The 14079-nt window shown below is 54.2% G+C and carries 10 protein-coding genes, 1 tRNA gene and 1 rRNA gene; 7 read left to right on the top strand and 5 right to left on the bottom strand.

Annotation, left to right across the window (positions count from 1 at the left end; genetic code table 11):
- Positions 1-92 precede the first annotated feature (92 nt).
- Positions 93-168 (bottom strand) — tRNA-Glu (locus GVO84_RS01900).
- A gap of 85 nt (positions 169-253) precedes the next feature.
- Positions 254-1795, bottom strand: a 16S ribosomal RNA gene (locus GVO84_RS01895).
- A 496-nt stretch (positions 1796-2291) separates the two neighbouring features.
- Between GVO84_RS01895 and GVO84_RS01890 the strand changes: the two genes are divergently transcribed.
- Positions 2292-3245 (top strand): nickel/cobalt transporter, encoded by a 954-nt coding sequence (locus tag GVO84_RS01890; RefSeq protein WP_159515362.1) that lies wholly within the window; start codon positions 2292-2294, stop codon positions 3243-3245.
- A 35-nt stretch (positions 3246-3280) separates the two neighbouring features.
- Here the strand turns inward: GVO84_RS01890 and proP are convergent, their stop codons facing one another.
- Complete coding sequence (gene proP, locus GVO84_RS01885; RefSeq protein ID WP_047345547.1) at positions 3281-4783, bottom strand: glycine betaine/L-proline transporter ProP; 1503 nt, start codon at positions 4781-4783, stop codon at positions 3281-3283.
- A gap of 648 nt (positions 4784-5431) precedes the next feature.
- Between proP and kdgT the strand changes: the two genes are divergently transcribed.
- Entirely contained in the window at positions 5432-6424 is a 993-nt protein-coding gene (kdgT, locus tag GVO84_RS01880) for a 2-keto-3-deoxygluconate transporter (RefSeq protein ID WP_159515361.1), read from the top strand.
- Between the two features lie 63 nt (positions 6425-6487).
- Here kdgT and GVO84_RS01875 read toward each other — a convergent pair whose 3' ends face one another.
- Both GVO84_RS01875 and crfC read right to left on the bottom strand, forming a co-directional pair.
- The gene (locus GVO84_RS01875) at positions 6488-7363 is read right to left on the bottom strand and encodes a diguanylate cyclase regulator RdcB family protein (protein WP_121426273.1); all 876 of its coding nucleotides are present in this window, start codon (positions 7361-7363) and stop codon (positions 6488-6490) included.
- Positions 7360-9714 carry a clamp-binding protein CrfC gene (crfC, locus tag GVO84_RS01870; RefSeq protein ID WP_159515360.1) on the bottom strand — a complete coding sequence of 785 codons (2355 nt, stop codon included), beginning with the start codon at positions 9712-9714 and terminating at the stop codon, positions 7360-7362. Before crfC ends, GVO84_RS01875 begins: the two co-directional genes overlap by 4 nt.
- A 597-nt stretch (positions 9715-10311) precedes the next feature.
- Here crfC and GVO84_RS01865 point away from each other — a divergent pair.
- From GVO84_RS01865 to phnE, 5 genes are all read left to right on the top strand, one after another.
- Positions 10312-10647 (top strand): zinc ribbon domain-containing protein YjdM, encoded by a 336-nt coding sequence (locus tag GVO84_RS01865; RefSeq protein WP_023334217.1) that lies wholly within the window; start codon positions 10312-10314, stop codon positions 10645-10647.
- A gap of 80 nt (positions 10648-10727) precedes the next feature.
- Positions 10728-11171: a VOC family metalloprotein YjdN gene (gene yjdN / locus GVO84_RS01860; RefSeq protein ID WP_159515359.1), complete on the top strand. Its 444-nt coding sequence runs from the start codon at positions 10728-10730 to the stop codon at positions 11169-11171.
- A gap of 173 nt (positions 11172-11344) precedes the next feature.
- Positions 11345-12133 (top strand): phosphonate ABC transporter ATP-binding protein, encoded by a 789-nt coding sequence (gene phnC, locus GVO84_RS01855; protein WP_159515358.1) that lies wholly within the window; start codon positions 11345-11347, stop codon positions 12131-12133.
- A 24-nt stretch (positions 12134-12157) separates the two neighbouring features.
- Positions 12158-13174 carry a phosphonate ABC transporter substrate-binding protein gene (phnD, locus tag GVO84_RS01850; RefSeq protein WP_159515357.1) on the top strand — a complete coding sequence of 339 codons (1017 nt, stop codon included), beginning with the start codon at positions 12158-12160 and terminating at the stop codon, positions 13172-13174.
- 117 nt (positions 13175-13291) lie between these two features.
- Positions 13292-14071 carry a phosphonate ABC transporter, permease protein PhnE gene (gene phnE, locus GVO84_RS01845; protein WP_159515356.1) on the top strand — a complete coding sequence of 260 codons (780 nt, stop codon included), beginning with the start codon at positions 13292-13294 and terminating at the stop codon, positions 14069-14071.
- Positions 14072-14079: the final 8 nt, after the last annotated feature.

The following is a 14079-nucleotide window of genomic DNA, read 5'->3' as shown; positions in this document are numbered from 1 at the left end:
TCCAGATTTTTAAAGAGCAAATATCTCAAACGTCACCCGAAGATGAGTTTTGAGATATTAAGGCAGGTGACTTTCACTCACGAACCAGCAAGTGGCGTCCCCTAGGGGATTCGAACCCCTGTTACCGCCGTGAAAGGGCGGTGTCCTGGGCCTCTAGACGAAGGGGACACTGAAGTCTCAATCGCAAGACGCCTTGCTATTTACTTTTCATCAGACAATCTGTGTGAGCACTACAAAGGCAGGTTCTTTAAGGTAAGGAGGTGATCCAACCGCAGGTTCCCCTACGGTTACCTTGTTACGACTTCACCCCAGTCATGAATCACAAAGTGGTAAGCGCCCTCCCGAAGGTTAAGCTACCTACTTCTTTTGCAACCCACTCCCATGGTGTGACGGGCGGTGTGTACAAGGCCCGGGAACGTATTCACCGTAGCATTCTGATCTACGATTACTAGCGATTCCGACTTCATGGAGTCGAGTTGCAGACTCCAATCCGGACTACGACGCACTTTATGAGGTCCGCTTGCTCTCGCGAGGTCGCTTCTCTTTGTATGCGCCATTGTAGCACGTGTGTAGCCCTACTCGTAAGGGCCATGATGACTTGACGTCATCCCCACCTTCCTCCAGTTTATCACTGGCAGTCTCCTTTGAGTTCCCGGCCGAACCGCTGGCAACAAAGGATAAGGGTTGCGCTCGTTGCGGGACTTAACCCAACATTTCACAACACGAGCTGACGACAGCCATGCAGCACCTGTCTCAGAGTTCCCGAAGGCACCAAAGCATCTCTGCTAAGTTCTCTGGATGTCAAGAGTAGGTAAGGTTCTTCGCGTTGCATCGAATTAAACCACATGCTCCACCGCTTGTGCGGGCCCCCGTCAATTCATTTGAGTTTTAACCTTGCGGCCGTACTCCCCAGGCGGTCGACTTAACGCGTTAGCTCCGGAAGCCACTCCTCAAGGGAACAACCTCCAAGTCGACATCGTTTACGGCGTGGACTACCAGGGTATCTAATCCTGTTTGCTCCCCACGCTTTCGCACCTGAGCGTCAGTCTTTGTCCAGGGGGCCGCCTTCGCCACCGGTATTCCTCCAGATCTCTACGCATTTCACCGCTACACCTGGAATTCTACCCCCCTCTACAAGACTCTAGCCTGCCAGTTTCGAATGCAGTTCCCAGGTTGAGCCCGGGGATTTCACATCCGACTTGACAGACCGCCTGCGTGCGCTTTACGCCCAGTAATTCCGATTAACGCTTGCACCCTCCGTATTACCGCGGCTGCTGGCACGGAGTTAGCCGGTGCTTCTTCTGCGGGTAACGTCAATTGCTGAGGTTATTAACCTCAACACCTTCCTCCCCGCTGAAAGTACTTTACAACCCGAAGGCCTTCTTCATACACGCGGCATGGCTGCATCAGGCTTGCGCCCATTGTGCAATATTCCCCACTGCTGCCTCCCGTAGGAGTCTGGACCGTGTCTCAGTTCCAGTGTGGCTGGTCATCCTCTCAGACCAGCTAGGGATCGTCGCCTAGGTGAGCCGTTACCCCACCTACTAGCTAATCCCATCTGGGCACATCTGATGGCAAGAGGCCCGAAGGTCCCCCTCTTTGGTCTTGCGACATTATGCGGTATTAGCTACCGTTTCCAGTAGTTATCCCCCTCCATCAGGCAGTTTCCCAGACATTACTCACCCGTCCGCCGCTCGTCACCCGGAGAGCAAGCTCTCCTGTGCTACCGCTCGACTTGCATGTGTTAGGCCTGCCGCCAGCGTTCAATCTGAGCCATGATCAAACTCTTCAATTTAAGTTTGATGCTCGTGAATTAAACTTCGTAATGAATTACGTATGTTCACTCAGAGACTTGGTATTCATTTATTGTCCGAAGACATTAAGAATCCATGTCACTTTGAGTGCCCACACAGATTGTCTGATAAATTGTTAAAGAGCAGTGCAACGCGGCTTTCGCTCACCGTTGCGAGGTGGCGTATATTACGCTTTCCTCTTTCAGAGTCAACCCGTTATTTCAGGATTTTTTCTCTTCAACCGACCGGGTTGTTTGTGAAGTGATTCACATCCGCCGTGTCGATGGAGGCGCATTATAGGGAGTTCTCAGCAGGCCGCAACCGCTAAATGACAGAAAAATGACTGACTGCTGCATTCCACAGCAAAACCCCGCCTTATACCCTTTTATGCACAAAGTTATCCACAATCGTGAGCGGATCGCGATGCGATCCTACGAATTGAACGGGAAGATCAACTATACTAGCGGCAAATACTCTCCTCTGTGCAGGCCCATCCTCATGACCACACAACGCCTTGCCCGTGACTGGCGTCTCCCTACTGCAGGAGTGATGCTGCTGGCAATCCTCTTTGCCGGTTTTACCCTGCATGCGCACTGGAACGCTTTTATCCAGTGGTGTCTCGCCACACAAATTACGCTGCACCGTTATCTGGTGATGTATCTGCTGCAGCTTAATAACCACCAGTACAGCGGCGGATTATGGCTGTTAACGGGGGCTTTCCTTTATGGTGTCCTTCACGCCATCGGACCCGGGCACGGAAAATTCATTGTGACGACCTATCTGACCACCAATAAGGAAAGCGAGCTGGCCGCCCGGGTCGTCCCCTTCCTCGGTAGCCTGATGCAGGGCGTGAGCGCCATTCTGTTTGTCTTTATTCTGGCGGTGGGGTTTAACCTCGCCTCAGGGGATATCAGTACCAGCCGCTGGTACGTGGAGAAGATAAGCGCAGTGCTTATTGGCGCTTTTGGCGCGTTTGTTATTTATCAGGCGCTGAAGAGCCTGCGTCCACACAGGTTAACGATCTCAGCCATCAAACCGCTTCATCAGCACGATGAACACTGTGGCTGCGGCCACCACGGCGTGGGGGCAAACCTGACACAAGGCGACTGGAAAACGCGCCTGGGTGTCATTCTGGCGATTGGCGCACGCCCGTGCAGCGGGGCGATCATGATCCTGATGTTTTCGAACGCGCTGGGGATTGTCACTTGGGGGGTGGCCGCAGTCATGACCATGTCTTTGGGAACCGCGCTCTCTATCGTGGGGCTTTCACTGGCAGTACGCTACGCCCGCGAGCGCACGGTGAGCTGGTTCGGAGAAAGCGCCTCATTAAGATGGCTCGTACCGGCAGTCAAAATAGCCGGGGGGATAGTCCTGATCCTGTTCGCGACGGTGCTGTTTCTGACGGTGATCCCCGTCAGCGCCAATGGCGACTACATCGCTGCTGGATGCTAATAAAAGAAAACCCGCCGTTGGCGGGTTTTCTTTTATTACTCGTTGATGCGTGGATGCTGGTCCACTAGTCGGGAGCGTTTTTTCTGCAGCTCTTCAATCTCTGCGTCAATATCCTCAATCTTCTGCTCTACGTTATCGTAATGCTCACGCAGGATCTCTTTCGCTTCCTGAATATCAGACGCCGCAGGCGTTGCACCTTTCAGAGGACGGTTCGCCGTCTCCTTCATGGTAATACCGGTAATCAAACCAATCACCGCGATCACCATCAGATAATAAGCCGGCATCATCAGGTTCTGCGTGCTCTCTACCAGCGAGGCGGCAAGCGTCGGGGTCAGACCGGCAATCAGCACCGAGATGTTAAAGGCCGCGGCCAGCGCGCTGTAGCGAATATGCGTCGGGAACATCGCGGGCAACGTTGAGGCCATCACCCCGATAAAGCAGTTAAGGATCACCGCCAGCAGCAGCAGACCGGCAAAAATCAGCCCCAGCACATTACTGTTGATCAGAATAAATGCCGGAATGGCCAGAGCAAACAGCGCGACGCTTCCCAGGATAATGAACGGTCGACGGCCAAAACGGTCACTCAACAGGCCCATTATCGGCTGCACAAACAGCATACCGACCATGATGGCGATAATAATCAGTACACCGTGATCTTCCGAGTAGTGCAGGTTGTGCGACAGATAGCTCGGCATGTAGGTCAACAGCATGTAGTAGGTCACGTTGGTCGAAATCACCAGGCCAATACAGGTCAGCAGGCTGCGCCAGTGCTTAGTGGCAATCTCTTTAAACGACACCTTCGGACCATCCTGCAGCCCTTCGCGGTCACCCTGCTCCAGTTTTTCGACGTGCTGCTGGAACGCGGGCGTCTCCTCAAGCGCATGACGCAGGTAGAGACCAATAATCCCCAGCGGCAGTGCCAGGAAGAACGGGATACGCCAGCCCCAGTCGAGGAAGTTATCTTCGCCCACGACAGTTGAAATCAGCACCACCACGCCCGCGCCCATAACAAACCCGGCAATCGAGCCAAAGTCCAGCCAGCTCCCCATAAAACCGCGCTTACGGTCAGGGGAATACTCGGCAACGAAGATCGAGGCACCTGTATATTCACCGCCCACGGAGAAGCCCTGAGCCATCTTACAAATCAGCAGCAAAATCGGTGCCCAAATGCCGATGGTGGCGTAAGACGGTATAAGGCCGATACAGAATGTACTGATCGACATAATGACGATGGTGATGGCCAGGATCTTCTGACGACCATATTTATCGCCGAGCATACCGAAGAACAGACCGCCCAGCGGGCGAATCAGGAAGGGAACGGAGAACGTACCCAGTGCGGCAATCATCTGCAGGCTGGGATCGGCCCCGGGGAAAAACACTTTACCTAACGCATAGGCCACAAAGCCGTAGACACCAAAATCGAACCATTCCATCGCATTACCGAGCGAGGCTGCGGTAATGGCTTTACGCAGCTTTGCGTCATCAATAATGGTGACGTCGCGAAGCGTGATGGGTTTAATCTTTTTCCTTCTTAGCATAGCTATCCTCGTTGACTCGGCCCTGTCTGTTTCACAGTCCAGTTAGCGTTCTGTGAACCATGGGATCCGCTCCATGCGAATCGCCTTATTCAAGCGTAGCAGGTTTACTTACATTGACGTTTTACGTCGATACAACCGAACCTGTTGACGCCTGCCTGGGCAGTTAATGACCTTTTTACCCTACCAGCGTTTATATTTGTGATCAACTTCACACATATTTTCGCGTCAGGTCAGCTCAGGCAAATTTTTGTCAAGGAGTGCCAATAAGCACTTCCTTAACCTGCCTAAAGATCATCCTCACGCGCGTCATTATTTCTTTCCTAACAGAAAAACAAACCACGTTAATTCACATCGGCTTTACATAAATTCCCACCAACAGGAACCGTCCTCAAGTTTTACATTGAATATGTGACACGGATAACTAAAACGATGTTTTATTTTCATTGAATCACTATTCCAATGATCGGATGATAAATCCGAATTCAGCGTTTAAGGTGTTTCTGAATCAGTTTAATCGGGAGCACACATTTAATTATGTTGCAGAGTTATCGAAAAAAGACCGCAAGCAATACGAGCAATCAATTGAATTTATTGACTAATTTTTAACAGCTATCACCCGTCCTGCGGGACCCGATGTGAGGTTTGTCCATGAAGATTAAAGCCACGATAGAACGCATACCTGGCGGTATGATGCTGGTTCCGCTGGTGCTGGGCGCGATCCTGAATACCCTTGCTCCCGATACCGGAGCTTATTTTGGCGGTTTCACAAAAGGCATGATAACAGGCACGGTTCCCATTCTTGCCGTCTGGTTTTTTTGTATCGGCGCATCCATTAATTTGCGGGCAACGGGGACTGTAATACGCAAATCCGGCACGCTGGTGATAACCAAAATAGCCGTAGCCTGGGCGGTAGCAATGATATGCGCAATGTTCATTCCGGAGGATGGAATTCAGACCGGGTTCTTCGCGGGATTATCGGTCCTGGCGATTGTCTCGGCGATGGATATGACCAACGGCGGATTGTACGCCAGCCTGATGAACCAGTACGGGACGAAAGAAGAGTCCGGCGCATTTGTGTTGATGTCTCTGGAGTCCGGCCCGCTGATGACGATGCTGATCCTGGGATCTGCTGGCCTGGCCTCGTTTGAACCCCACCACTTTGTCGGCGCGATCCTGCCCTTCCTGATCGGTTTCGCCCTTGGCAATCTCGATCACGACCTGCGTGATTTCTTTAGCAAAGCCACGCCGGTGCTGATCCCGTTCTTCGGTTTCGCACTGGGGAACACCATCAACCTGAAGGTCATTCTCGATACCGGCCTGCTGGGGATTGTGCTGGGTGTCGCCGTGATCGTCATCACCGGTATTCCGCTGATTATTGCCGACCGCGTAATCGGAGGAGGAAACGGCACGGCCGGCGTCGCCGCCTCTTCAGCCGCGGGCGCAGCCGTCGCAAACCCGGTGATTATTGCCCAAATTAACCCGGCCTTCGAACCGGTGGCCGCTTCAGCGACGGCGCTGGTTGCCGCGAGCGTGATTGTCACCGCGATTCTGGTCCCCATCATCACGGCGCTGTATGCGAAACGCTACGGGAATATGCCAGAGACCCAGCCTGAACCGAAACCAATACAAATGAATCATTAACACACCGCACCAGGCCATCCCCTCTCCCCTACGGGGAGAGGGTTAGGGTGAGGGGTAAGGGATTTACCCAAAAATCTCTTCCACCATCGCATCCACCAGCCGTTTTGCCGAACAGAGCCTTGGCATACCCAGCGCGACGGTCTGCCAGTTTTGCGTCACTGACCAGCTCACCGGATGTTGATCCGCCTGACACCAGTCCCCCAGCCACCCCAGCATGTCTTTATGATCGATTAAACCCGGAGAGGCAGGCGTTGTCAGCCACTGGTGATAGAAATGGCGGGTCGTGGGGGATGCATTAATGCCCTGCGCCAGATAGTTAGCTGCCATGCTGCGCAGGTTATCCTTAAGCATTGCCGCCACATCTTCATTCGCGAGGCGGCATGCATCACCAAATGCCCCCCAGCGCAGCTCTTCCAGCACGATAAAACAGCGCCCGGCCAGCGACCAGCCATCATAATGCCCGGCCCGCCAGCGGGTAAAAATCTGCTCACTGTGCTCGCCCGCCTGCACCGTGAGCCCGCGCTGGGTCAGCGCCTTTTCTTTATATGCTGCACGTTGGGTAAAATGAGAGGCGAGTTCAGCGTACTGCTGCATCAGCCCGGGGGATTGCGGGGCGCGCGGGTTCGTCTGCTGGCGCAAAGCAATCAGCTTCTCTGCCATCAGCGTCAGCGCCAGATGACCCGGATCCAGCATGCCGGCCAGTTTTTCCGCCAGCCCCAGGCGCAGCGCTGCATTTTCATTGAGCATACCCGCCATCGCCCAGGGGCGTAGCCGGGTATGCGTCATGATTTCCTGAGTCAAACGCTCGCGAAACTGAAGCTGTTGTGGTCCCAGGTGAGGATGACGCGCCGCGTCTCCCCCCTGCACCAGATCGACCATAAATTTTGGATTAATACACTCCAGCGTTCGCCCGGGGCCGTCCAGTAGTGGTGTTGTCATGGTTGCTCTGCCGCGAATAGAGTTTGAATATCATCGCGTAACAGTCGGGTATCTTCCTGTATCCACGTCGCAGTCGTAATGCTTTGCTTCAACAGCTGACAGAGCGCTCGGGTTGAATGCTCATTCTGTTGACGCACTGCGAGGCTATCACGCAAGCTTTCCTGTAACCCGGTCAGGCACAGCGAAAATTCTGCAAAGAACGTTGCCATTCCTGCCGTAACAGAGACATCGACCTGCGCGGACAAAGCTTTACGTATTTGTTCACAAAACTGTTCAATATGTTGCTTAAATTTGTCATGTAGCTGCGCAATGTCGATAACATAGCGCGTGCGCGTTTCCACATACTCATCCCAGCCCCAGCCCGGATTATTGAGCCAGCGAGAGACCGTCTCTCGCATGCTGCCCCCACCCGATGGCGGGCCTGCCTGGCTGTCATCCTGCGCAATCGCATCATTAAACAGCGCCCGCGTATTGAAGTTAAGCTGGTGAGCCTGAAACGCCGGGAAACTGATTCGCGCCCGAAAACCCGCATGGCTCAGATGCTCTTTAATACGCGTTTCGATAGGGCGCATAGCTTCGTTAAGGGAGCGCGCCAGCGTGGACTCAAGCTGGTCGAAGCGTAGCGCCAGCTCCCGGCAAATCTTCGTCTGCGCATCCAGCATCACCCGCTCGCAGGAGGAGCGGATTTTACTCAGCGCAATCTGCGCCTGCCCTTCGTCGTCCAGAACCAGCTGCTTCAGCTCGTGCGGCTCGTCACCGTGAGGGGTCTGCCGATCGATGCCTGCCAAATCACGAATATGCTGAGCGCTGAACACCTCGCCAATCGCCTGGTTAAGCGCGGTTTTTTGGGCCCCCATAAAGTCCGCAGTGGCGTTCAGCGCCTCCTCAACTTCATGTTTCACCTCATCGCTCACCACGCTCTGGCGCGTCTGCAGAAGCGCCATGTCCTCTTCCAGACGTGCGATATTCAATTCCAGCGCCTCAAAGGCGACCGTCAGACCCTGATAGCGGAAGTCGAGGTACTCCCGGGCATTTTGTGCGTAATTAAGCAGCTTATGCGAGGCCGAACGCAGCGCGTATAGCGAGGCGTTGGCATAGGCGGCGTAAATCAGCTTGCGTATAGGTTGTTCGAAGAGCGAATCTTCCCAGAGCAAATCGGCAGAATGACGAATATGATCGATATCGTCCAGGTCCGCCGTACGCCAGCGCCGCCCAAGCGCCGCTTCGGCAAAATCCTGCACCCAGGGTTGCTCCTGATGATCCGGCAGCTGTCCGTGGGTACTCATCTCGTAGCGAGCGCGGTTCGCCAGATACGCCCACATGGAGGAAACGGGGTAGATCTGGCCAGGCGAAATATTGCCTTTCATTAAGGTGCCGGAGATCATCGCCCGGATCTGCTCTTCATCGTCGCTGTTGCGATCTTTCTGATCGAACTTATTGACCAGCGCATACAGCGGCACGGATTTTCCCGCCGCGGAAATAGCCTGGCGGACTTCTTCATCAGAGATGGATTTAAGCTGGGTATAATCCATCACGGCCAGCACAGCCGACGCGCGGGACAACTGTTCGTTGAGCATTTTTTGCAGATGCGGCTGTCCGGCCTCATTCGGCCCGGGCGTATCGAGCAACGTCAGCTGTCCGAGGTGAGCATCCAGACCCGCAAGATGCACGAACTCCACTTCAATCACCGGAATATGTTCGATGGCGGCATATTCAGAGAAGGGAAACTCCACGCCTAGCGCCTGGGATAGTCTTACCAGGTCATTGAGGCTTTTCAGACAATGAAATATCGGCTGCGCGCCCAGGTGATGCTTCTCAAAAGCTTCTCCTTTTTCAATGCGCTCCAGCAGCGTATTCATGTCTTTATCAATTTCCAGATGCTGGGCCAGCTTCCCGCGATCGTAATCGCATAGCTTTTTCTGCAGCAGTTGAATCAAATCATCAATCGGCGAGGCATGTGAGAAATGCAGCACCGGGTCCTTCTGACCCGGCGTATGGCGAATCAGGGTAGGTAGCGCCGTCATCGGACGATTGCGGTTCGGCAACACTTCGGTACCCACAATCGCATTAATGGTGGTCGATTTCCCCGCTTTCATGGTGCCAACAATAGCGAGGACCATTTCCAGCCGGGTTATTTTCCGTAATTCATTATTCAGCATCGCCTGCTGCGCTTCGACACCGCGCGCACTAAAATGCAAAGGTAAAACGTTGTTCTTTTCACCCGTAATGGCTGCCGCTGTGCTCTCCAGCATCGCAGTCGGCATTGATTTCAACGTATCAAGATTTTGCAGGGCGAGCTGTAACAAACGCTCAGCTTCCTGGCTTAATTCAAAAATGGTCTGTGTGTGCATGATAAAAGCCTTTCCTTAACGCAAATTTATTACTTTTATTAAGCCACTGGTATTAATTATGTTGTTCAGGCTTATATGATCACGTGTGGAAAACATGTTCGCCGAAATATAACCGATTGATGATAATCAGAAATAATTCGCTATCCTTGCATGGCGTGTATAGCTCCCCTCCGGGCCTGACGGCCAAAGGAAAAAAGCGTAGCCCAATTTTAAGAAACTTCAGGATATATCATCATTATTTACCCACCTAAAAAGAGAGGTAATACGCCCCTGCCAAAAGATATGGATGGCAGCGAAGTCAGGAGATAAATAACAATGTGTCGCTTCACCTTATCCGAAATGGCGGAGCGTAGCAATTTGCCGCAATAAAATATTCGATATATTTAGCACCCATTCTTTCCACCGTGTTAATGACGTTAGCATCGCTTAACTGACTGACAGGAAGTGTCACTCCCGATACGCTTTTTGCATTTTTTTAATTCACAATATCACCGACAACCGTGTGGATTTGCGCTATACTTGCCGCCTTTTTCGGCACGCTGCCGTCATTTAGCTGGCACTTTCCAGCGCGTTTACACTTTTTTTGAGGATACCGATATGTCACTCCCACATTGCCCAAAATGCAATTCTGAATACACCTATGAAGATAATGGCATGTTCATCTGCCCGGAATGCGCTCACGAATGGAATGATGCCGAACCATCACACGATGCTGATGCACTTGTCGTAAAAGATGCGAACGGCAATCTGCTGGCGGACGGCGACAGCGTTACCGTGGTTAAAGACCTGAAAGTGAAAGGCAGTTCTTCCATGCTGAAGATTGGCACCAAAGTGAAGAATATCCGTCTGGTTGAAGGCGATCATAATATCGACTGCAAAATTGACGGCTTCGGTCCGATGAAGCTGAAATCCGAGTTCGTGAAAAAGAACTGATTTACCCGCCCGGTGGCGCTTCGCTTACCGGGCTTTCGGGAACTACACTTAACGGGCTTTTCTTACGTGAGGTAAAGATTATGCCGTTAAGTCCCTACATCTCTTTCGCCGGCAACTGTGCAGAAGCCACTTCTTTCTACCAGCAAGCCGTCGGCGCAGAACCCCTCTATAAAATCACCTTCGGCGAAATGCCAAAAAGCGATAACAGCGATGAAGGCTGTCCGTCCGGTATGCAATTTCCGGATTCGGCTATCGCTCACTCCAACGTTCGCATTGCGGGCAGCGATATCATGATGAGCGACGGGATGCCGCCGGGCAGCAACGCGCAGTACGCGGGTTTCACGCTGGTACTCGATACCCAGGACGTTAATGAAGGCAAGCGCTGGTTCGACAACCTCGCCGCGGGCGGGAATATCGAAATGGCCTGGCAGGAAACCTTCTGGGCGCACGGTTTCGGTAAAGTCACCGATAAATACGGCGTGCCGTGGATGATTAACGTCGTTAAGCAACACCAAACGTCGTAGGCAGGATAAGCGCAGCGCAGCCGGCAACAGTGCCCGGTGGCGCTGCGCTGACCGGGCCTACGGTGATTGTCATCGAATTCCCCTCAACTCTTCAAACTCCCGCAACCCAGACTTAACCCAAATGTCACATTGATGCGCCAGCATGAGGCCACATTTATCGTGAGGCCCAGCACATGCAAACCGTCATCCGCGTCGAGAAACTGAGCAAGACCTTCAATCACAATAAGGCTCTGCATGCCGTTGATCTGACCGTCCATCAGGGCGAAATGGTGGCGCTGCTGGGGCCATCCGGTTCAGGTAAATCCACCCTTCTGCGTCATTTAAGCGGCCTTATCACCTGCGATAAAACGCCGGAAAGCCACGTCGAGCTGCTGGGCAATAGCGTGCAGCGCGCGGGGCGTCTCGCCAGCGATATCCGCAAGAGCCGCGCCCAGACGGGCTACATCTTCCAGCAGTTCAACCTGGTGAACCGCCTGACGGTGCTGGAGAACGTGCTGATTGGCGCGCTCGGCAGCACCCCATTCTGGCGCACCTGTCTGCGCTGGTTCTCCCCTTCCCAGAAGCAGGAAGCCTTACAGGCGCTGACCCGCGTCGGCATGGCGCATTTCGCCCACCAGCGCGTCTCCACCCTGTCCGGTGGACAACAGCAGCTCGTTGCCATTGCCCGCGCCCTGATGCAAAAAGCGCAAATCATTCTCGCTGACGAACCCATTGCCTCGCTGGACCCGGAGTCCGCCCGCATCGTGATGGAGACCCTGCACGACATTAACCAGAACGACGGCATCACCGTGGTGGTCACGCTGCATCAGGTGGATTACGCCCTGCGCTATTGCGAGCGCATTGTCGCCCTGCGTCAGGGACATGTGTTCTTTGATGGCGCGAGCCATCAGTTTGATAACGAACGTTTTGACCATCTCTACCGCAGCATTAACCGCGTCGAAGAGAACGCGCAGGCTGCTTAATTAAACCCGATCCGAGGAAAGTACATGAGCTACAAAGCCGTTGCCGCGCTGGCCTTTACCAGCATGTTCAGCCTCAGCACCCTGTTTAGCCCAGCGTATGCGGAAGAGCAGGAAAAAGCGCTGAACTTCGGCATTATTTCGACGGAATCACAGCAGAACCTGAAGCCTCAGTGGGAACCGTTCCTGAAAGATATGGAAACCAAACTGGGGATCAAAGTTAACGCCTTCTTTGCCCCGGACTACGCGGGCATCATCCAGGGAATGCGCTTCAACAAAGTGGACATCGCCTGGTACGGCAACCTCTCCGCCATGGAGGCGGTGGACCGCGCGAACGGCCAGGTCTTTGCCCAGACCGTCGCGGCAGATGGCTCCCCGGGCTACTGGAGCGTGCTGATCGTGAACAAAGACAGCCCGATCAACAACCTCAACGACCTGCTCGCCAAACGCAAAGAGTTAACCTTCGGCAACGGCGATCCGAACTCCACCTCCGGTTACCTTGTCCCCGGCTACTACGTCTTCGCCAAAAACAACGCCTCCGCCAGCGACTTCAAACGCACGGTGAACGCCAGCCACGAAACTAACGCCCTGGCCGTGGCCAACAAGCAGGTGGACGTTGCCACCAACAACACCGAAAACCTCGACAAGCTGAAAACTTCCGCGCCGGACAAGCTGAAAGAGATCAAGGTCATCTGGAAATCGCCGCTGATCCCGGGCGACCCGATCGTGTGGCGTAAAAACCTGTCTGAAAGCACCAAGGACAAGGTGTACGACTTCTTTATGACCTATGGTAAAACGCCGGAAGAGAAAGCGGTCCTGGAGCGTCTGGGCTGGGCACCGTTCCGCCCGTCAAGCGACCTGCAGCTGGTCCCGATTCGTCAGCTGGCGCTGTTTAAAGAGATGCAGGGCGTGAAGGACAACAAAGGGCTGAAGGACGAGGAGAAGACCAGCAAAGTGACCACCATTCAGGCCCAGCTGGAAGACCTCGACCGCCTGACCGCCGCGCTGAGCGCCATGACCAGCGTGAATAAAGCGGTGCAGTAGTGCCTTTCTCCCTCTCCCCGTGGGAGAGGGCCGGGGTGAGGGCATCAGCGCGCACATTTCCCCCTCACCCTAACCCTCTCCCTCAAGGGAGAGGGGACTAAACCCAAAGGAGCCAACATGCAAACCATCACCCTCCCACCGCCGAAGCGCAGCTGGTTTTCGCTCATAAGCTGGGCCATCCTGCTGGCGGTGCTGGTTATCTCCTGGAAGGGCGCGGAAATGGATCCGCTGCTGCTCTTCAAAGACGCTGGCAACATGGCGACCTTCGCCGCCGACTTCTTCCCGCCGGACTTCAGCCAGTGGCAGGACTATCTCAGCGAAACGGCTGTCACCCTGCAAATCGCCGTCTGGGGCACCGCCCTTGCCGTCGTTCTCTCCATTCCATTTGGCCTGATGAGCGCCGAAAACATCGTGCCGTGGTGGGTGTATCAGCCGATGCGTCGCCTGATGGACGCCTGCCGCGCCATCAACGAGATGGTCTTTGCGATGCTGTTCGTGGTCGCCGTCGGCCTGGGTCCGTTCGCCGGCGTGATGGCGCTGTTCATCCACACCACCGGCGTGCTTTCCAAGCTGCTCTCCGAAGCGGTCGAAGCCATCGAGCCCGGCCCGGTGGAAGGCATCCGCGCCACGGGCGCCAACAAAATCGAAGAGATCCTTTACGGCGTCCTGCCGCAGGTGATGCCGCTGCTGATCTCCTACTCCCTGTACCGCTTTGAGTCCAACGTCCGCTCCGCCACCGTGGTGGGCATGGTGGGCGCAGGCGGGATTGGCGTCACCCTGTGGGAAGCGATTCGCGGTTTCCAGTTCCAGCAAACCTGCGCCCTGATGGTGCTCATCATCGTCACCGTCAGCCTGCTGGATTTCCTCTCTCAACGTTTGCGTAAGCACTTCATCTGAGAAGCGAG

The organism is Enterobacter sp. SM3 (genome assembly GCF_009811935.2).
Classification (GTDB): domain Bacteria; phylum Pseudomonadota; class Gammaproteobacteria; order Enterobacterales; family Enterobacteriaceae; genus Enterobacter; species Enterobacter asburiae_D.
This window is presented reverse-complemented; position numbering and strand designations above follow the sequence as displayed.